This is a genomic window from Staphylococcus roterodami, from assembly GCA_022493055.1.
In the GTDB taxonomy this organism is placed as follows: domain Bacteria; phylum Bacillota; class Bacilli; order Staphylococcales; family Staphylococcaceae; genus Staphylococcus; species Staphylococcus singaporensis.
Genome location: CP092781.1, coordinates 1005398 through 1025123 on the forward strand (window position 1 = coordinate 1005398; position 19726 = coordinate 1025123).

Annotated in this window: 18 protein-coding genes; 11 read left to right on the top strand and 7 right to left on the bottom strand. The window is 33.6% G+C overall.

Translation table 11 applies throughout. The features are described from left to right. Position 1: 1 nt before the first annotated feature. The 5 genes from qoxC to folD all read right to left on the bottom strand — a co-directional run bounded on the left by qoxC (position 2) and on the right by folD (position 5880). Positions 2-607, bottom strand: a complete 606-nt coding sequence (qoxC, locus tag ML436_05000) for a cytochrome aa3 quinol oxidase subunit III (protein ID UMT79092.1) — start codon at positions 605-607, stop codon at positions 2-4. After that, positions 597-2585 (bottom strand): cytochrome aa3 quinol oxidase subunit I, encoded by a 1989-nt coding sequence (gene qoxB, locus ML436_05005; GenBank protein UMT79093.1) that lies wholly within the window; start codon positions 2583-2585, stop codon positions 597-599. Before qoxB ends, qoxC begins: the two co-directional genes overlap by 11 nt. Continuing rightward, positions 2585-3685: a cytochrome aa3 quinol oxidase subunit II gene (qoxA, locus tag ML436_05010; GenBank protein ID UMT79094.1), complete on the bottom strand. Its 1101-nt coding sequence runs from the start codon at positions 3683-3685 to the stop codon at positions 2585-2587. The genes qoxB and qoxA overlap by 1 nt, the downstream gene beginning before the upstream one ends. 612 nt (positions 3686-4297) lie before the next feature. Then, positions 4298-4615, bottom strand: a complete 318-nt coding sequence (locus tag ML436_05015) for a DUF5011 domain-containing protein (protein UMT79095.1) — start codon at positions 4613-4615, stop codon at positions 4298-4300. Positions 4616-5019: 404 nt separating this feature from the next. Further along, positions 5020-5880, bottom strand: a complete 861-nt coding sequence (folD, locus tag ML436_05020) for a bifunctional methylenetetrahydrofolate dehydrogenase/methenyltetrahydrofolate cyclohydrolase FolD (protein ID UMT79096.1) — start codon at positions 5878-5880, stop codon at positions 5020-5022. Positions 5881-6079: 199 nt separating this feature from the next. On the opposite strand from folD, the gene purE reads away from it, so the two are divergent. From purE to purD, 11 genes are read left to right on the top strand one after another with little or no spacing between them, the layout of a single operon-like run. Beyond that, a complete protein-coding gene (gene purE / locus ML436_05025) occupies positions 6080-6562 on the top strand; it encodes a 5-(carboxyamino)imidazole ribonucleotide mutase (protein ID UMT79097.1) in 483 nt (160 codons plus the stop codon). Beyond that, on the top strand, positions 6549-7673 hold the full coding sequence (gene purK / locus ML436_05030; protein UMT79098.1) for a 5-(carboxyamino)imidazole ribonucleotide synthase: 1125 nt from the start codon (positions 6549-6551) through the stop codon (positions 7671-7673). The genes purE and purK overlap by 14 nt, the downstream gene beginning before the upstream one ends. Positions 7674-7676: 3 nt before the next feature. Further along, positions 7677-8381, top strand: a complete 705-nt coding sequence (locus ML436_05035) for a phosphoribosylaminoimidazolesuccinocarboxamide synthase (protein UMT79099.1) — start codon at positions 7677-7679, stop codon at positions 8379-8381. After that, positions 8381-8641, top strand: a complete 261-nt coding sequence (gene purS, locus ML436_05040) for a phosphoribosylformylglycinamidine synthase subunit PurS (GenBank protein ID UMT79100.1) — start codon at positions 8381-8383, stop codon at positions 8639-8641. The genes ML436_05035 and purS overlap by 1 nt, the downstream gene beginning before the upstream one ends. Position 8642: 1 nt before the next feature. Beyond that, positions 8643-9314, top strand: a complete 672-nt coding sequence (purQ, locus tag ML436_05045; GenBank protein ID UMT79101.1) for a phosphoribosylformylglycinamidine synthase I — start codon at positions 8643-8645, stop codon at positions 9312-9314. Next, on the top strand, positions 9307-11496 hold the full coding sequence (purL, locus tag ML436_05050; GenBank protein ID UMT79102.1) for a phosphoribosylformylglycinamidine synthase subunit PurL: 2190 nt from the start codon (positions 9307-9309) through the stop codon (positions 11494-11496). Before purQ ends, purL begins: the two co-directional genes overlap by 8 nt. Then, positions 11475-12959, top strand: coding sequence for an amidophosphoribosyltransferase (gene purF, locus ML436_05055; GenBank protein ID UMT79103.1), 1485 nt, complete (start codon positions 11475-11477; stop codon positions 12957-12959). The genes purL and purF overlap by 22 nt, the downstream gene beginning before the upstream one ends. After that, the gene (gene purM / locus ML436_05060; protein UMT79104.1) at positions 12952-13980 is read left to right on the top strand and encodes a phosphoribosylformylglycinamidine cyclo-ligase; all 1029 of its coding nucleotides are present in this window, start codon (positions 12952-12954) and stop codon (positions 13978-13980) included. Before purF ends, purM begins: the two co-directional genes overlap by 8 nt. Before the next feature lie 2 nt (positions 13981-13982). Then, complete coding sequence (gene purN / locus ML436_05065; protein ID UMT79105.1) at positions 13983-14549, top strand: phosphoribosylglycinamide formyltransferase; 567 nt, start codon at positions 13983-13985, stop codon at positions 14547-14549. A 14-nt stretch (positions 14550-14563) separates the two neighbouring features. Then, complete coding sequence (gene purH, locus ML436_05070; GenBank protein ID UMT79489.1) at positions 14564-16042, top strand: bifunctional phosphoribosylaminoimidazolecarboxamide formyltransferase/IMP cyclohydrolase; 1479 nt, start codon at positions 14564-14566, stop codon at positions 16040-16042. Between the two features lie 22 nt (positions 16043-16064). Further along, positions 16065-17303 (top strand): phosphoribosylamine--glycine ligase, encoded by a 1239-nt coding sequence (purD, locus tag ML436_05075; protein UMT79106.1) that lies wholly within the window; start codon positions 16065-16067, stop codon positions 17301-17303. A gap of 220 nt (positions 17304-17523) precedes the next feature. On the opposite strand, the gene ML436_05080 is transcribed toward purD, so the two are convergent. Together ML436_05080 and ML436_05085 are read right to left on the bottom strand one after the other, a co-directional pair. Continuing rightward, positions 17524-18330 carry an energy-coupling factor transporter transmembrane protein EcfT gene (locus tag ML436_05080; GenBank protein UMT79107.1) on the bottom strand — a complete coding sequence of 269 codons (807 nt, stop codon included), beginning with the start codon at positions 18328-18330 and terminating at the stop codon, positions 17524-17526. Continuing rightward, a complete protein-coding gene (locus tag ML436_05085) occupies positions 18323-19723 on the bottom strand; it encodes an energy-coupling factor ABC transporter ATP-binding protein (GenBank protein UMT79108.1) in 1401 nt (466 codons plus the stop codon). The genes ML436_05080 and ML436_05085 overlap by 8 nt, the downstream gene beginning before the upstream one ends. Positions 19724-19726: the final 3 nt, after the last annotated feature.

Sequence of the window (19726 nt, forward strand, 5' to 3'; positions counted from 1 at the left end):
CTCATCCGCTATACACCATCCCTATCATATATACGGCAGTAAAGATGAATACCCAAACAACATCTAAAAAGTGCCAGTATAAACTTACGATAAATAATTTTGGCGCATTGTACTTATCTAATCCGCGTCGTTGGATTTGGATTAATAAACAAATGGCCCAAACGATACCTAACGATACGTGACAACCATGTGTTCCTAATAGGATGAAGAAACTAGACCAGTATGAGCCGATAGTTGGGTTAACGCCCTCTGATGCATAGTGTGCGAATTCGTAAATTTCGAATCCAACAAAGACTAAACCTAAAAGTAACGTGATGATCATCCAGAACATCATTAACTTTTGCTTCTCTTGACGCATGTAGTAGATTGCAATACCACAAGTGTAAGAACTGAATAATAATGCAAACGTCATTATTAAAACAAGAGGCAATTCAAATAACTCAGTAGTCATTTTACCTGCATAATCGCCACCGTGTTGCAAAGTTAATAGTGTTGCAAATAGGGTACCGAATAACGCAAATTCGGCTGTAATGAAAATCCAAAAGCCAAGCTTATTTAATTCGCCTTCATGTGTGCGTGAATCAATAGTGTTTGTATCATGACTCATGACTTACAGCCTCCCTTTCTTTAATACGCGCTTCTCTTAATCGAGCTTCAGTTTCAGCAACTTCAGCAGCAGGAATGTGGTATCCATGATCGACTTGGAAACTGCGATAAATCATAGTACCAAAAATACCGAATAAGCATAATAACGCTGGAATAACAGTTTCGAAAATTAAGAAGAAACCGCCGATAGTCATAAAGATACCGATCCAGAAACCAACTGGTGTATTGTTTGGCATATGAATGTCTTTGTAATTATGGTTGTCTAAGTAATGACGACCATGTTCTTTCATATCAACAAATGTGTCGTAGTCATTCCAATCTGGTGTGATAGCAAAGTTATATTTAGGTGGAATTGCTGAAGCAGTAGTCCATTCTAAAGTACGACCAAGGCCATCCCAGTTATCTCCAGTAGCTTCACGTGGAGATTTGATGTGACTATATACGATACTAACAACTAGGAATAAGAATCCGATTGCCATTAGTAATGCACCGATAGTTGAAATAAAGTTCAATAAGAACCAACCATCTGATGGCATGTAAGTGTATAAACGACGTGGCATACCATCTAATCCAAGAATGAATTGTGGTAAGAAACAAACGTTAAATCCAATCATGAAGAACCAGAAGCACCATTTGTTTAATGTTTCGTTTAATTTGTAACCCATCATCTTAGGATACCAGAAGATTAAACCAGCTAGGCAGGCAAATACAACACCAGTAACCAATGTATAGTGGAAGTGAGCTACTAAGAAATACGTATTGTGATATTGATAGTCAGCTGATGCCATCGCTAACATTACACCAGTAACACCACCTAATAGGAAGTTTGGTATAAATGCTAATGAGAACAGCATTGGTGACTCAAATGTAATACGACCTTTATATAATGTTAATAACCAGTTAAACAATTTCACACCGGTTGGAATACCAATCAGCATTGTTGAAATTGAGAAGAATGAGTTGATTAACGCACCATTACCCATTGTGAAGAAATGGTGAACCCAAACTAAGAAACTAAGGAACGCGATACCGGCAGTTGCCCATACCATACTTTGATGTCCGAATAAACGCTTACGAGCGAATGTCGGAATAATTTCTGAGTAAATACCAAATGCTGGTAGGATAACGATATAAACTTCAGGGTGCCCCCATACCCAGAAGAAGTTAGCCCAAAGCATTGGCATACCGCCATTTGCAACTGTGAAGAATGCAGTGTCAAATATTCTATCAGTTGTCATTAATGCTAACGCTACTGTTAAAGGAGGGAAAGCAAGAATAACAATTAATGTAGTAATAAATGTTGTTACTGTGAACATTGGCATTTGCATAAACTTCATAGTTGGTGTTTTACATCTTAAAATTGTTACAAAGAAGTTGATACCGGTAGCTAGGGTACCAAGCCCTGAAATTTGTATAGCTATTAAGTAATAGTTAACACCTGGACCAGGACTGAATTCACCTGCTAGTGGCGCATAGTTTGTCCAACCAGCTGCTGGTGAACCACCAATAATAAATGACAGGTTGAATAAAATCATACCTGCAAAGAATAGCCAGAAACTTACGTTGTTTAAAACTGGGAATGCAACATCACGTGCTCCAATTTGTAATGGAACTACGATATTCCATAAACCAAAGATAAATGGCATTGCCATGAAGATAATCATGATTACACCATGCGTACTAAAAATTTCGTTATAGTGGTTTGATTCTAAAAACTTGTTATCTGGTACTGTTAATTGCGCACGAATAAGTAACGCATCAATACCACCACGGACGAACATTAATACGGCACAGATTAAATACATAACACCGATTTTCTTATGGTCTACAGACGTGAACCATTCTCTGTAAAGATATTTCCATAATTTAAAGTAAGTAATTACTGCAATTAAACCAATAACTAAGAATGGGGCACCAATTTGTGCCATTGTAATCATCCAGTTACCTTTAACTAGTAATTGATCCCATGGAAAATTCATTAATGTCCACCTCCATGATCATCATTGTCTTGATCTTGCGCATCTTTAGAAATTTTCTTCATTTCTTTCGCATTTTTCGATTCATCTTTCTTGAACTCATTGTTATATGGTTCGTCATTTCCAAGAATCATCAATTTCATACCATGTCGTTTGTAGTTCGCATTTGTAATTTGAGCTTTACGAGCAGGTATTAATGGTTTGTCTGATACATCTTTGTACATATCTTCTTCACTAGTGAAGTTTGGATCTTTCAATTTGAAATTGAAACGTTTATATGCATAGAAGATGTATTCTGGGTCGGCTGCAGGATCTACAAACGCCATATGTGTACCATTAAATTCTAAAGGTTTGTTAGCAGTGCTAGGTAATAATTGTTTATCAAATGTATCTTGATCTAACGTTTTCTTACCTTTAACTTCTTTCACCCATTTGTCGTAGTCTTTTTGACTAACAGCATTTACTTTAAATGTTTGGCGTGAGAATCCTTCACCATTGAAGTTAGAGTTACGACCTCTGAATGTACCAGTTTGAGATGCTTCTAACGTCCAATTCATTGTCATGCCAGTCATGGCATATTTTTGACCACCTAATTGTGGAATCCAGAAACTAGTCATTGTATCCATTGCTTGAAGCTTAAATACAACTGGACGATCTTTAGGGATTGTTAAAGTATTAACAGTCTCTATATGTTCATCTGGATAAGCAAAGAACCATTTGTATCCGGCACTAACTGCGTATACAACCATTGGATCTTTCTCACTCTTCGGTGGTTTTTCGTAATCGTATAATGTTTTAACTGTAGGAATAGCTAAAGCAGCAACGATTAAGATAGGTATTACAAACCATATTGTTTCAATGATGGCATTATGGTGCATCTTACCAGATTCGGCATTCTTATTATAACTATACTTGTAAATAAAAATGGCGAACATGCCAAGTACAACGAAACAAATAACAAGCATGAAGATAATTGAATAAATGATCAAGAACTTCTGGCTACTTGCTACTGGCCCTTTTGCGTTGAAAATTTCTATATTTGAACAACCACTAAGTAAAATTAGTGTGCCAAATAATAGAAGCAAAGACTTAAATTTTGACACTTTTTTGACCTCCTAATACTACAAATGTAGGGCTTAACATTAATTTTAAGTTATTACACAATATTTACAAGGCCTTATGGGAAAAAAATTAATAAAATTGTATCAAAAATGTAGAGAAATCAAGGTATGACGGGGGTTCACACATTTGTTAAAATTATGTGTACATTTTGTGACTAGAAGGATTTTTGAAAAAAAGCTTCATATTTAAGAGGGAATCTGAGAATGAGTGTCATTTAGAGGTTAATTGAAAGAAAATAAAAAAAGTTGAGAATTATCAAATAAGTGTACTTCAATAAGACAATCATGTACTTATTTTTGGATGGTTATTTTTTTAGTAATAACAAAATTGCCCTTCACAAATTTGAAACTGAGCAAAGTGAAAGGGCAATTGTATATAAAAATATATGACCATTTTAAATGGATATATATATTGCAAAACCTACTTAAATGAAATGGTGATAAATTAGTGAGAAAAAAATCATCTTATTTACAACATTATGAATTATAAAAAGTTGAATGATTAAAATAATGTTTTGAAATGGGTGAATGTTTAGCAACTTTAAAAATAAAAAGGTAGCAAATTGAATGATTTGCTACCTTTTATTTATAGAATTATTTAACTTCGATACTTCTTGTGGAAGTCTCAATTGCGCCATCTGAGTCTGTGACATGATATTTAATTTGATACTTACCAGATTTAGTTGTATCAATTTGACCATCAACTTTGATTTTGTCAGTTAAATCTCCATCTTCTTTATCAAATGCACTTATGCCGTTTAGAAGGTTATAATCTTGACCTTTCTTAATAACGATATCATTTGCGCCTTTAATTTGCGGTGTATGGTTCGTAGTTGCTTCTGCACTTAAATTTGGTGTTACTAGCGTAGCAGAAACACCAAGGGCTGATAATGACTGTAATAGTTTATTCATAATGTAACCTCCGAATGATAAGTCATTTCTGAGTTAACTTTACTATACCTTAAATTTTATTATTTACACATCATACTATAGTCCTAATCTTACCGTATAAAGAATGAAATTTAAATATAAATTTATAATTAATGAAGAAATAATTATTGTTTTGAAAATCTGTCACAATTGTAAAAACAATATACAAAGTATAATTTGAAAATAAAGTTAACTTAATTCGAGGTACTGAATAAATATTTCGTAGCCAATTTATTAAACAAATATAACTGCTAACACGTTTGGATTTACTAAATGTTGAATTGCTTTCTTAATATTTATCTTGTAAATATTGTCGCAAATTCACATAGAAAAACGAACGAGAGCATATAAAAATATATGTTTATCTCATTCGTTTTAAAATCAATTTATGCATCAATACCTCTACGCATCTTTTCAGCAAGTAATGTATTATTTAAAACCATTGTAATAGTTAGGGGACCAACTCCACCAGGAACCGGTGTGATGGCACCAGCAATTTCTTTAACTGCTTCGTAATCAACATCGCCTTTTAATTTACCATTTTCATCAGGTGTATTACCTACATCTATAATAACGGCACCTTCTTTAACAACATCTTTTGTAACTAAACCAGGTTTACCCACTGCACTGACAATAACGTCCGCATCTTTTAAATATGAAGCCATATCTTTTGAGCGCGAATGTAAGATAGTAACAGATGCATTTTTTTGAAGTAATAACTTAGAAACTGGTTGTCCAACTATATGACTACGACCAATTACAACAGCATTTTTGCCTTCTAAATCTATATCAGCGTGTTTTAATATTTCCATAATTCCTAAAGGCGTACATGGAACGAAGGTTTGCTCATCGATATATAATTTTCCAATATTTATTGGGTGGAAACCATCAACATCTTTGTCTGGGTTAATTGCTTCTAATACTTTTTGTTCGCTAACCTGTTTTGGTAGTGGTACTTGTACCAAGATTCCACTTACAGAGTCATCATTATTTAATCTATTCAGTTCGTTTAATACTTCTTCTTCAGTAGCTGTTTCTTCTAAATGTACGATTTCTGAAATCATTCCAATTTTTTCAGCGGCTTTCTTTTTTGATCGAACATAACTTTGACTAGCGCCATCGTTACCTACAAGTATAACTGATAATTTAGGTGTAAAACCTTTTTCTTTTAGCGCTTCAACTTGATCTTGCAACCCTTGTCTGTAGTCTTTGGCAATTTGTTTGCCATCTAAAATTTTAGCAACCATAAAAATTTCTCCTCCTAATAAAATATCCTAACTTTGTATTATTATATTTCTAATTTACATAGCAAAAGACGTAAATTCAAACAAAAATTTAAAATAAAGTTCGATTTTTGATTGAAAAAGCAGAAATTGCTTGTTATGCTATATCTATAATATACAACTAAAGTAATTCACAATTCAAACTTTTGAAAGGGTGTACAAAGTGAAAGTAGCAGTCATTATGGGCAGTTCTTCCGACTGGAAAGTTATGCAAGAAAGCTGTAGCATGTTGGATTATTTTGGAATTCCGTACGAAAAACAAGTGGTGTCAGCACATCGTACGCCAAAAATGATGGTAAAATTTGCTTCCGAAGCAAGACAAAAAGGCATTGATATTATAATTGCAGGTGCTGGTGGTGCAGCGCATTTACCAGGAATGGTCGCATCTTTAACAACATTACCAGTCATTGGCGTTCCGATTGAGACTAAAAGTTTAAAAGGTTTAGATTCTTTACTATCAATTGTACAAATGCCAGGAGGTATTCCGGTTGCTACAACGGCAATAGGTAAGGCGGGTGCTAAAAATGCTGGGATACTTGCAGCGAGAATGCTAAGCATTCAAAATGAAAAGTTAGCTAAAAAACTTGATCAGTATGAAGCATCATTAATTCAAAAAGTGGAGGATATGCAAAATGATCTTCAATAAATTAAAATTTGGCGCGACTATTGGAATTATCGGTGGAGGTCAACTTGGCAAGATGATGGCACAATCAGCTCAGAAAATGGGATACAAAGTGATTGTGTTAGATCCGAATGAAGATTGTCCGTGTAGATATGTTGCACATTCATTTATACACGCGAATTATGATGATGAAGAAGCACTTAATCAATTAGGTAACAATTGTGATGTGATTACTTATGAATTCGAAAATATTTCAGCCGAAAAATTAAAATTAATGACTGAAAAATATAATATTCCACAAGGGTACCAAGCCATACAGTTATTACAAGACCGCTTAACTGAAAAAGAAACATTGTTAAATGCAGGTACCCAAGTAGTTCCTTTTGTATCAATTAAACAACCTGATGATATTGATAAAGCAATTGCAACGTTAGGTTATCCATTCATAGTAAAAACAAGATTTGGTGGGTACGATGGCAAAGGTCAAATTTTAGTAGAAAATCAAGCAGGTTTACAAGATGTTTATGCATTAATTGATAAAAATGAATGTGTCGCTGAAAAATATCTTGATATTCAAAAAGAAGTATCTCTTACTGTTACAAGAGGAATCAACAATCAAATTACTTATTTCCCTTTACAAGAAAATGAACATAGAAATCAAATATTATTTAAAACTATTGTTCCAGCGCGTATTGATAAAACCGAAGAAGCGAAAGAACAAGTTGAAAAAATTATAAAAGCAATTCATTTTATTGGCACGTTTACAGTTGAGTTCTTTATAGATAGAAATAATCAACTTTATGTAAATGAAATTGCGCCAAGACCACATAATTCCGGACATTATTCGATTGAAGCATGTGACTATTCACAGTTTGATACACATATTTTAGCAGTTACTGGTCAATCATTACCAAATGAGATTGAATTATTAAAACCAGCAGTAATGATGAACTTGTTAGGAAAAGATTTAAATTTGTTAGAAGAAGAATTTACAAAACACCCAGAATGGCATTTACACGTTTATGGTAAAAATGAACGTAAAGATAATAGAAAGATGGGACATATGACAGTATTAACTAATGATATTAATCAAACTGAAAAAGATATGTACGCTAAATTTGAGGGGAGAAATTAAATCATGACACTTTTATATGAAGGAAAAGCAAAACGTATTTTCTCAACAAATAATAATCATGAATTGAGAGTTGAATATAAAGATGAAGTAACTGCAGGCAATGGTGCGAAAAAAGATACTATGGTTGGTAAAGGGCGATTAAATAATCAAATTACGTCAATCATATTTAAATATTTGCAAGAAAATGGCATTGAAAGCCATTTTATAAAGCAGTTATCCGATACAGAGCAACTCGTAGAATCGGTGAAAATCATTCCTTTAGAAGTGGTTGTTCGTAATATTGCGAGTGGTTCTATTACTAAACGTCTAGGTTTAGAAAATGGACAAATATTTAAAGAGCCGCTTGTAGAATTTTTCTATAAAAATGATGATTTAAATGATCCTTTGATTACTGATGATCATATCAAATTATTAAATATTGTAAATGATGAGGACATTAAAATATTAAAGACGAAAGCATTAGCAATCAATGAAGTGTTGACACAATTAATGAAAGAAATGAATTTAAAATTAGTGGATTTTAAGATTGAGTTTGGAAAAACTGAAACAGGTAAAATTTTATTAGCAGATGAAATATCTCCTGATACATGTCGTATTTGGGATAAAGATACAAATGTAAATTTTGATAAAGATGTATATAGAAATAATACTGGTTCATTAATAGAAACATATCAAATATTTTTAAATAAATTGGAGGATTTAAAATAATGAAAACAATTGAACTACATATCACATTACAGCCACAAGTATTAGATACACAAGGTCAAACACTTAATAGAGCAGTACATGACCTAGGTTATTCGCAAGTAAATGATATTCGTGTAGGAAAAGTATTATATATGACGGTTGATGAGGTAAGTGATGAAAAAGTTCATAATATCATTACTACTCTAAGTGAGAAATTATTTGCTAATACAGTAATCGAAGAGTATAGCTATAAAGTGATTGATGAAAAGGAGAATGCATAAGATGAAGTTTGCAGTTCTTGTTTTTCCGGGTTCCAATTGCGATAGAGATATGTATAATGCTGCTATTAAAAGTGGTGTTGAAGCGGATTATGTAGATTATAGAGAGAAATCATTAAAAGGATATGACGGTGTTCTTATTCCTGGAGGTTTCTCATTTGGAGATTACTTAAGATCTGGAGCGATGGCTAGTGTAGCGCCAATTATTTCTGAAGTTAAACGTTTAGCAGAAGAAGGAAAGCCTGTATTAGGTGTTTGTAATGGGTTTCAGATATTAACAGAGATTGGTTTATTACCTGGTGCTTTACTGCACAACGATTCTCATTTATTTATTAGTAGAAATGAAGAGTTGGAAATTGTAAATAATCAAACATCATTTACAAATCTTTACGAGCAAGGTGAAAAAGTAATATACCCCGTTGCCCATGGAGAAGGACATTATTATTGTACAGATGAAATGTATAAACAATTAATTGATAACAATCAAATTATTCTGAAATATGTGAATAATCCGAATGGTTCTTATGCTGATATTGCTGGAATTATAAATAAAGAAGGAAATGTATGTGGTATGATGCCACATCCTGAAAGAGCATTAGAAAAGTTATTAGGTACTGACAGTGGCGTTAAATTATTTGAAGCAATGGTAAAAAGTTGGAGGGAACAACATGTCTAAATTTATCGAACCAAGTGTAGAGGAAATTAAACTTGAAAAAGTATATCAAGATATGGGATTAAGTGATCAAGAATATGAAAAGGTTTGTGACATTTTAGGCAGACAACCAAATTTTACAGAAACTGGTATTTTTTCTGTAATGTGGAGTGAACATTGTTCTTATAAACATTCTAAACCATTTTTAAAGCAATTTCCTACGACAGGTGAACATGTATTAATGGGACCAGGTGAAGGTGCTGGAGTTGTCGATATTGGTGATAATCAGGCAGTGGTATTTAAAGTCGAATCTCATAATCATCCATCTGCAATCGAACCATATCAAGGTGCGGCTACAGGTGTAGGTGGAATTATTCGTGACATCGTGTCAATCGGTGCGAGACCAATTAACTTATTAAACAGTCTTAGATTTGGAGAATTAGATAATAAGCAGAACCAACGATTACTTAAAGGTGTTGTTAAAGGTATTGGTGGCTATGGTAACTGTATCGGCATACCAACAACAGCTGGTGAAATTGAATTTGATGAACGATACGATGGCAATCCACTAGTTAATGCAATGTGCGTTGGTGTTATAGATCATGACATGATTCAAAAAGGTACAGCAAAAGGTATCGGCAATTCAGTTATCTATGTTGGTTTAAAAACAGGTCGTGATGGTATCCATGGAGCTACTTTTGCTTCTGAAGAATTAACTGAAGAAAGTGAAAGTAAACGTCCATCTGTTCAAATAGGAGACCCATTTGTAGGGAAAAAATTAATGGAAGCTACGCTTGAAGCTATCACTTTTGATGAGTTAGTTGGTATTCAAGATATGGGTGCAGCTGGTTTAACATCATCATCTTCTGAAATGGCCGCAAAAGGTGGCAGTGGATTGCACTTACGATTGGATCAAGTCCCAACTCGTGAACCAGGTATCTCACCATATGAAATGATGTTGTCTGAAACACAAGAACGTATGTTACTAGTTGTTGAAAAAGGAACAGAACAGAAGTTTCTAGATTTATTTGATAAACATGAACTAGATAGTGCTGTAATTGGTGAAGTTACAGATACCAATCGTTTTGTTTTAACATATGAAGATGAAGTTTTTGCTGATATTCCTGTTGAACCTCTTGCTGATGAAGCGCCTGTATATATTTTAGAAGGAGAAGAAAAAGACTACAATACTTCAAAAAATGACTATAGCCAAATCGATGTTAAAGATACATTCTTTAAATTGTTACAACATCCAACACTTGCATCAAAACATTATTTATATGATCAATATGATCAACAAGTTGGTGCAAACACAATTATTAAGCCAGGACTTCAAGCTTCTGTTGTTCGTGTAGAAGGTACTAATAAAGCTATTGCCTCAACAATTGATGGAGAAGCACGATACGTATATAACAATCCATATGAAGGTGGAAAGATGGTTGTAGCAGAAGCATATCGTAATTTAATTGCCGTAGGAGCAACACCATTAGCAATGACAGACTGCTTGAATTATGGTTCCCCTGAAAAGAAAGAAATTTATCAACAACTAATCGATTCAACTAAAGGTATGGCAGAAGCTTGCGACATACTTAAAACACCTGTTGTTTCTGGAAATGTTTCATTATATAACGAAACGAAAGGGACTTCTATTTTCCCAACGCCAGTCGTTGGAATGGTTGGTTTAATTGAAAATGTTGATTATTTAAATGATTTCGAGCCACAGGTTGGTGATAAATTATATTTAATTGGTGATACTAAAGATGACTTTGGTGGTAGCCAACTTGAAAAGTTAATTTTCGGTAAAGTAAATCACGAATTCGAAGCACTTGATTTAAGTTCTGAAGTTGCTAAAGGTGAAGCGATTAAAGCAGCCATTCGTGAAGGTAAACTTTCTCATGTACAAACAGTTGGTAAAGGTGGCTTATTGTTAACGTTAGCCAAAATAAGTGCTCATTACGGAATTGGGCTTAATACTTCTATTGATTTAACAAATGCTCAGTTATTTAGTGAAACACAAGGGCGTTATATTGTATCTGTTAAAGCAGGAGAAACATTAAATATTGATCATGCAGTTGAAATTGGTCGATTAACTGATAGTGATAATTTCAAAGTTACAACGCCATTTACTGAAGTTAGTGAAAATGTTTCAGATATTAAAGAAATATGGGAAGGGGCTATTGCTCAATGTTTAACTACTCAGGATTAAACGAAGAATGTGGCGTATTTGGTATTTGGAATCATCCTGAAGCAGCACAATTAACTTATATGGGACTGCACAGTTTGCAACATCGTGGACAAGAAGGTGCAGGTATTGTTGTTTCTAATCAAGATGAATTAAAAGGTGAACGTGGGCTTGGATTGTTAACCGAAGCAATTAAAGATCATCAAATGGAACAATTAAAAGGATATGAACATGCAATCGGCCATGTTCGTTACGCAACATCAGGTAATAAAGGTATTGAAAATATTCAGCCATTTCTATATCACTTTTACGATATGAGTGTAGGTATTTGTCATAATGGAAATCTTATTAATGCTCAATCGTTACGTCGAAATTTGGAAAAACAAGGTGCCATTTTCCATTCATCTTCAGATACTGAAGTAATCATGCATTTGATTCGTCGTAGTAAGGCACCCACTTTTGAAGAAGCATTGAAAGAAAGTCTCCGCAAAGTCAAAGGTGGTTTTACTTTCGCTATTTTAACGAAAGATGCATTATATGGTGCTGTTGATCCAAATGCCATTAGACCGCTTGTTGTAGGTAAGATGAAAGACAATACGTATATTCTTGCTAGTGAAACATGTGCGATTGATGTATTGGGAGCGGAATATGTCCAAGATATTCATGCTGGTGAATATGTTGTAATTAATGACGATGGTATTACTGTTAAATCTTATACACATCATACGACAACTGCTATTTCTGCCATGGAATACATTTATTTTGCGAGACCAGATTCAACTATTGCTGGCAAAAATGTTCATGCAGTTCGAAAAGCATCAGGTAAAAAGTTAGCTCAAGAAAGTCCTGTTGATGCAGATATGGTAATTGGTGTGCCGAATTCTTCATTATCAGCTGCTAGTGGATATGCAGAAGAAATTGGTTTGCCATATGAAATGGGTCTTGTAAAAAATCAATATGTTGCCAGAACATTTATTCAACCGACTCAAGAATTACGTGAACAAGGTGTAAGAGTGAAATTATCTGCAGTGAAAGATATTGTAGACGGTAAAAATATTATACTTGTTGACGACTCGATTGTAAGAGGAACGACAATTCGTCGCATTGTAAAAATGTTAAAGGATTCCGGTGCAAATAAAGTTCACGTACGTATTGCATCTCCAGAATTTATGTTTCCAAGTTTTTATGGTATCGATGTCTCAACGACAGCTGAATTAATTTCTGCAAGTAAATCACCTGAAGAAATAAAGGATTATATAGGTGCTGATTCTTTATCATATCTAACAGTAAATGGTTTAATCGAATCAATCGGTTTAGATTATGATGCTCCATATAGTGGCTTATGTGTAGAAAGTTTTACTGGTGATTACCCTGCAGGACTGTATGATTATGAAGCGAATTATAAAGCACATTTAAGTGAGAGACAGAAACAATATATTTCTAAAAACAAACACTTTTTTGATAGCGAGGGAAATTTAAATGTCTAAAGCATATGAACAATCTGGTGTAAATATCCATGCTGGTTATGAAGCGGTAGAAAGAATGTCGAGTCATGTTAAACGTACGATGCGTAAAGAAGTTATTGGTGGTTTAGGAGGATTTGGTGCTACTTTTGATTTGTCAGAATTAAATATGACTGCACCAGTATTAGTTTCCGGTACCGACGGTGTTGGTACGAAATTGAAGTTAGCGATAGATAATGGCAAACATGATTCAATCGGTATCGATGCAGTTGCGATGTGTGTCAATGATATTTTAACAACGGGTGCTGAACCATTATACTTTTTAGATTACATTGCTACGAACAAAGTTGTGCCAGAAATAATTGAACAAATAGTAAAAGGAATTAGTGATGCATGTGTAGAAACGAATACCGCATTAATTGGTGGAGAAACTGCTGAAATGGGAGAAATGTATCACGAGGGCGAGTATGATGTAGCAGGATTTGCAGTTGGTGCAGTAGAAAAAGCTGATTATATCGATGGTTCACAAGTGAAAGAAGGGCAAGTAATTATTGGTCTTGCTTCTAGTGGTATTCACTCAAATGGATACAGCTTAGTACGTAAATTAATTCAAAAGTCAGGTATTGATTTATCTACTGAATTTGATAGTAGACCATTTATCGATGTATTTTTGGAACCAACAAGATTATATGTTAGACCTGTACTTGCTTTGAAAAAGCGCATCTCTATTAAAGCAATGAACCATATTACTGGTGGTGGTTTTTATGAAAATATACCACGTGCATTACCTGAAGGATATGCTACACAAATTGATGTAACATCGTTCCCAACACCAAAAATATTTGATTGGTTACAACAACAAGGTGAAATTGAAACAACAGAAATGTATAACATATTCAATATGGGTATCGGTTATACAGTCATTGTAGATGAAAAAGACGCGTCACGTGCTTTGGATATTTTAAAAGAAGAAGGTATCGAAGCATATCAAATTGGTCAAATTGTAAAGAACGAAGATACAGCAATTGAGTTGTTGGGGGTATAACAATGGTTAAGATTGCAATTTTTGCATCAGGTTCAGGAAGTAACTTTGAAAATATCGTTGAACATGTCGAATCAGGCAAATTAGAAAATATCGAAATTACAGCTTTATATACGGATCATCAAGATGCTTTTTGTATAGAAAGAGCAAAGAGACATCAAGTTCCTGTATATGTAAATGAACCAAAACAATTCAGTTCAAAGGCGCATTATGAGCAACATTTAGTAACATTATTAAACAAAGATCATGTGGAGTGGATTATTTTAGCTGGTTATATGCGATTAATTGGTCCAGACTTATTAGCTTCATATGAAGGGAAAATTTTAAATATACATCCATCACTATTGCCGAAATATAAGGGGATTGACGCAATAGGACAAGCTTATCAAAGTGGTGATTTAATCACAGGTTCAACAGTTCATTATGTTGATAGTGGCATGGATACTGGAGAAATTATAGAACAAAGACAATGTGATATTAGACCGGACGAATCGAAAGAACAATTAGAAGAGAAAGTTAAGCGATTGGAATATGAATTATATCCAAGTGTTATAGCTAAAATTGTAAAATAAGGAGTATATTTGTGATGAAGAAAGCTATTTTAAGCGTATCAAATAAAACAGGTATTGTAGAATTTGCTAAAGCGTTAACTCAATTAGATTATGAATTATATTCTACTGGAGGAACGAAACGTATATTAGATGAAGCAAATATACCCGTTCATTCTGTTTCAGAATTAACTCATTTTCCCGAAATCATGGACGGACGTGTGAAGACATTACACCCAGCTGTTCACGGAGGTATTTTAGCGGATAGAAATAAACAACAGCATTTGAATGAAATATCAGAACAACAAATTGATTTAATAGATATGGTTGTTGTTAATTTATATCCTTTCCAAGAAACTGTCGCAAATCCCGACGTAACAACGGATGAAGCAATTGAAAATATAGATATCGGTGGACCAACTATGTTGCGTGCTGCAGCTAAAAATTATAAATATGTGACTACAATTGTGCATCCTTCTGATTATAACGAAGTGTTGGAACGCTTAAAAAATGATTCATTAGATGAAGAATTTAGAAAATCATTAATGATTAAAGTATATGAACATACTGCAGACTATGATGCAGCAATTGTACGTTTCTTTAAAGGGGACAAAGAAACATTAAGATATGGTGAAAACCCTCAACAATCAGCATATTTTGTAAGAACTTCAAATGCAAAGCACACGATTGCAGGCGCTAAACAATTACATGGGAAACAATTAAGTTATAACAATATTAAAGATGCAGATGCGACGTTAGCCTTAGTTAAAAAATTTGATACGCCGGCAGCAGTTGCAGTTAAGCATATGAATCCTTGTGGTGTTGGTATTGGCGATACTATTGAACAAGCTTTTCAACATGCTTACGAAGCGGATAGTCAATCAATTTTTGGTGGGATTGTTGCATTAAACAGAACTGTAACATCAAAATTAGCAGAGCAACTACACAGTATCTTTTTAGAAGTTATTATTGCACCTAAATTTACAGATGAAGCTTTAAATATTTTGACTCAAAAGAAAAATGTAAGATTGTTAGAAATCGATATGACTTTGGATAGTAATGAAGAGGAGTTTGTTTCTGTATCTGGTGGATATTTAGTTCAAGATAAAGATAATTATGTTGTGCCGAAAGAAGAAATGAAAATTGTGACAGATGTTGAGCCAACAGATGAACAATGGGAAGCAATGTTACTTGGATGGAAAGTCGTACCTTCAGTGAAAAGTAATGCGATTATTTTAAGCAATAATAAACAAACTGTTGGTATTGGTGCAGGACAAATGAATCGTGTTGGTGCAGCTAAAATTGCGTTAGAAAGAGCAATTGAAATAAATGATAGTGTTGCATTAGTATCGGATGGATTTTTCCCTATGGTTGACACAGTTGAACTTGCAGCTCAATATGGCATTAAAGCAATTATTCAACCAGGTGGTTCTATTAAAGACCAAGAATCAATTGATATGGCAAATAAACATGGTATTGCAATGGTTATTACAGGCACTCGACACTTTAAACATTAATTTTAAAGGGGCGTAACATTAAATGAATGTATTAGTAATAGGTGCTGGTGGTCGTGAGCATGCACTAGCATATAAACTTAATCAATCAGACCTTGTAAAACAAGTTTTTGTAATTCCTGGTAACGAGGCAATGTCACCTGTTGCTGAAGTACATACTGAAATTGCTGAATCAGATCACCAAGCGATACTTGAATTTGCAAAAAATCAAAATATTGATTGGGTAGTTATAGGTCCAGAACAACCATTGATTGATGGTTTGGCAGATATTTTACGTCAACATGGTTTCAAAGTATTTGGTCCAAACAAACAAGCAGCACAAATTGAGGGGTCAAAATTATTTGCTAAAAAAATAATGGAAAAATATGATATTCCGACAGCAGATTATAAAGAAGTTGATTGTAAAAAAGATGCATTATTATATATTGAAGACTGTGAATTACCAGTTGTCATTAAAAAAGACGGTTTAGCTGCTGGTAAAGGTGTAATCATTGTGGATACAATTGAAGCAGCAAGAAGTGCAATAGAAATCATGTATGGTGAAGCAGAAGAAGGTACGGTAGTATTCGAAACTTTCTTAGAAGGTGAAGAATTTTCATTAATGACCTTTGTCAATGGAAATTTAGCAGTGCCATTTGATTGTATTGCACAAGATCATAAGCGTGCATATGATAACGATGAAGGACCAAATACAGGTGGCATGGGTGCTTATTGTCCAGTTCCACATATAAGTGATGATGTGTTGAAATTGACTAATGAGACAATTGCTCAACCGATTGCTCAAGCAATGTTAAATGAAGGTTATCATTTCTTTGGTGTCTTATATATTGGTGCTATTTTAACAAAGGATGGCCCAAAAGTAATTGAATTTAATGCTCGTTTTGGAGATCCTGAAGCGCAAGTATTATTAAGTCGTATGGAAAGTGACTTAATGCAACATATTATTGATTTAGATGAAGGTAAAGAAATTCAATTTAAATGGAAAAATGAATCAATTGTTGGAGTTATGTTAGCTTCAAAAGGGTATCCAGATGCGTATGAAAAAGGACATGAAGTAAGTGGTTTTGACTTTAATGAAAACTATTTTATTAGTGGATTGCGAAAGCAAGGAGATACATTCGTGACATCGGGTGGTAGAGTCATACTTGCCGTAGGAAAAGGTGACAATGTTGCAGAAGCACAACGAGATGCATATGATAAAGTATCACATATTAAAAGTGACCATTTATTCTATCGTCACGACATCGCGAATAAAGCATTGTAATGTAAATAACACCATATGAATACCGCCACACATTGTATAATGCGTAATGCTACAATGTGTGGCGGTATTTTAATATACAATTTCAAAGAGGGGCCACAACATGTTTGGATGAACAATATAACATGTTTGTGGCCCTTTCTTTGAAGTATTATGGAATAAATGGTTTCTTTTCTATACAAATGAATTTCTAACTTTATATCTATACAATTATGGATAAAATTTAACCGACACGACCTAGACGAACATCATCAATACCCGTAATAGGAAATGTCATTGAACAATAGTATGCCATTGTAATAATGGCAATTAAAACTATGATAAAGACAATGTCTTTATATGAGAAAGGTACATTGTAATAATAAGTCCGAGGACCATCTTTGAATCCTTTCGACTCCATTGCTACCGATAATTGATGTGCCTTTCTTATGTTTTGGCTTAACAAAGGTATGATTAAATGTTTAAACCTATTAAGTCCTCTATAGTTTGATGCATCTATCATTTGATAGCGCATTTTTAAGGATCTGCGTAATTGTATCAAAGAACTTATCATTAAAGGTAACATTCTTATAGCAGCCATAAATGCGTATGCAACTTTCGATTTAACTTTTAAATGTTGCATTAAACTATAAAAAATCATAACAACTTGTGATGTTAATGCAATTAATATTCCGAAGAAAGACATAGCAATCGTTCTTAAAGAGACATGTAAACCACGTATTAAACTTTCTGTCGTAATATGGATAAAACCAAATTTCAATATGGTATGGCTTCCATTTCCGTATAAAATCATGAAAAGGGAAGATAGTAATGCAAAGCCAACACTTATAGCTATAAATATTGCTGTGATTTTAAACTGAGTACCATTAAATAGAAGTAAAAATACTAATAATAAGATGGTGGTATAAAGCATAAAATCAAAATTATGCACAAATATAATGAAGAAAAATAGTAAGATGCCTAGAAAAAGCTTCGTTATAATATTGACATCATCAACGAATGAATGTCTAATTTTCCATTGTTCATACATTAATATCACCATCACAATCTAGCAATTTACCATCCGAAATTTTAAGTCTTTTTGATGGATAGCGTGCAATTATTTCATTATCATGTGTTACCATCACAATACTTTGACCGATTTGAACGCGTTGTTGGAAAAGTTTAATCAATTCGAATGTATTATGACTATCAAGTCCAAATGTGGGTTCATCTAAAAAAATGATATCTGCTTTTGAACTTAATGCTGTAGCAACACTAAGACGTCGCTTTTGACCGATAGATAATTCAAATGGATGTTGGTCTTTGACATCTTCTAAATTCAATAATTTTAAAAGATGCATCGTTTCATTATCACTTTCATTCTTAGAAAGATGATTAAAGTGAATATTAATTTCTTCGTAAACTGAATTTGTAATGAACTGTAATTCAGGATTTTGATAAACAAGATACATATTTTGGGCAGCATGTTTAATTTTAGTTAAACGCTGATTCTGAAAATGCACACTACCTTGATATTTAATTAATTGCATAATTGATTCAAGTAATGTAGTTTTCCCACTACCATTTGCTCCTGTAATCGTAATCCATTCACCTTTATCTATTTTTAAATCTGAAAAAGTAAATAATGTAGATTTGCCTCGAATGATATTTCCTTCGTTAAAGTGTAATAAATTATCTTTTGATGCTGGGAAGGCGATAGGCTTTGGTGCATAGTCCCAAGCATTAGGATGCCAGACACCATACTCAGTTAATAAACTATCGTATTCATTTAGTATTGTATTAGGGTTTGCATCAGCAATAATATTACCGGCATAATCCATTAGAATTACACGATCGACATGTTGCCATATGTGATTCACTTTATGTTCAACTATGACAACTGTTTGATCTTCCCATAATTCAATTAACTTGGACCACAAGTCTTTTGTTGCTTGAACATCTAGCATTGCAGTTGGTTCATCTAAAAATAATGTTTTTGATTGCTGAAGAATTGTTTCAACAATTGCAAGCTTTTGCTTCATTCCACCGCTTAAATCTTTAACGTATGTTGCAGATGTAACATTCAAGTTAACCATATTTAAAGCATCAATAATTAACTGATCCATATCTTGACGCGGTACTTGTCTATTTTCTAAAACGAAAGCTAGTTCTTCGTAAACTTTTGGCATACAAAATTGACTATCTGGATCTTGGAAAATTACGCCACTTAAGGGATCGATAATTAATTCATCATATTTCATAGGTAGTTCGATTAAATTAGGAACAATACCACTCAATACATTGAGAAGGGTGCTTTTACCACATCCAGAAGGTCCTAATAAAAGTACTTTTTCTTTATCCTGAATGGTGATGTTTAGATGATCGAAAATCTTTCGCTGACCATTCGGATATTTTAGTCGTAAATCACTAACCTTTAACACTTT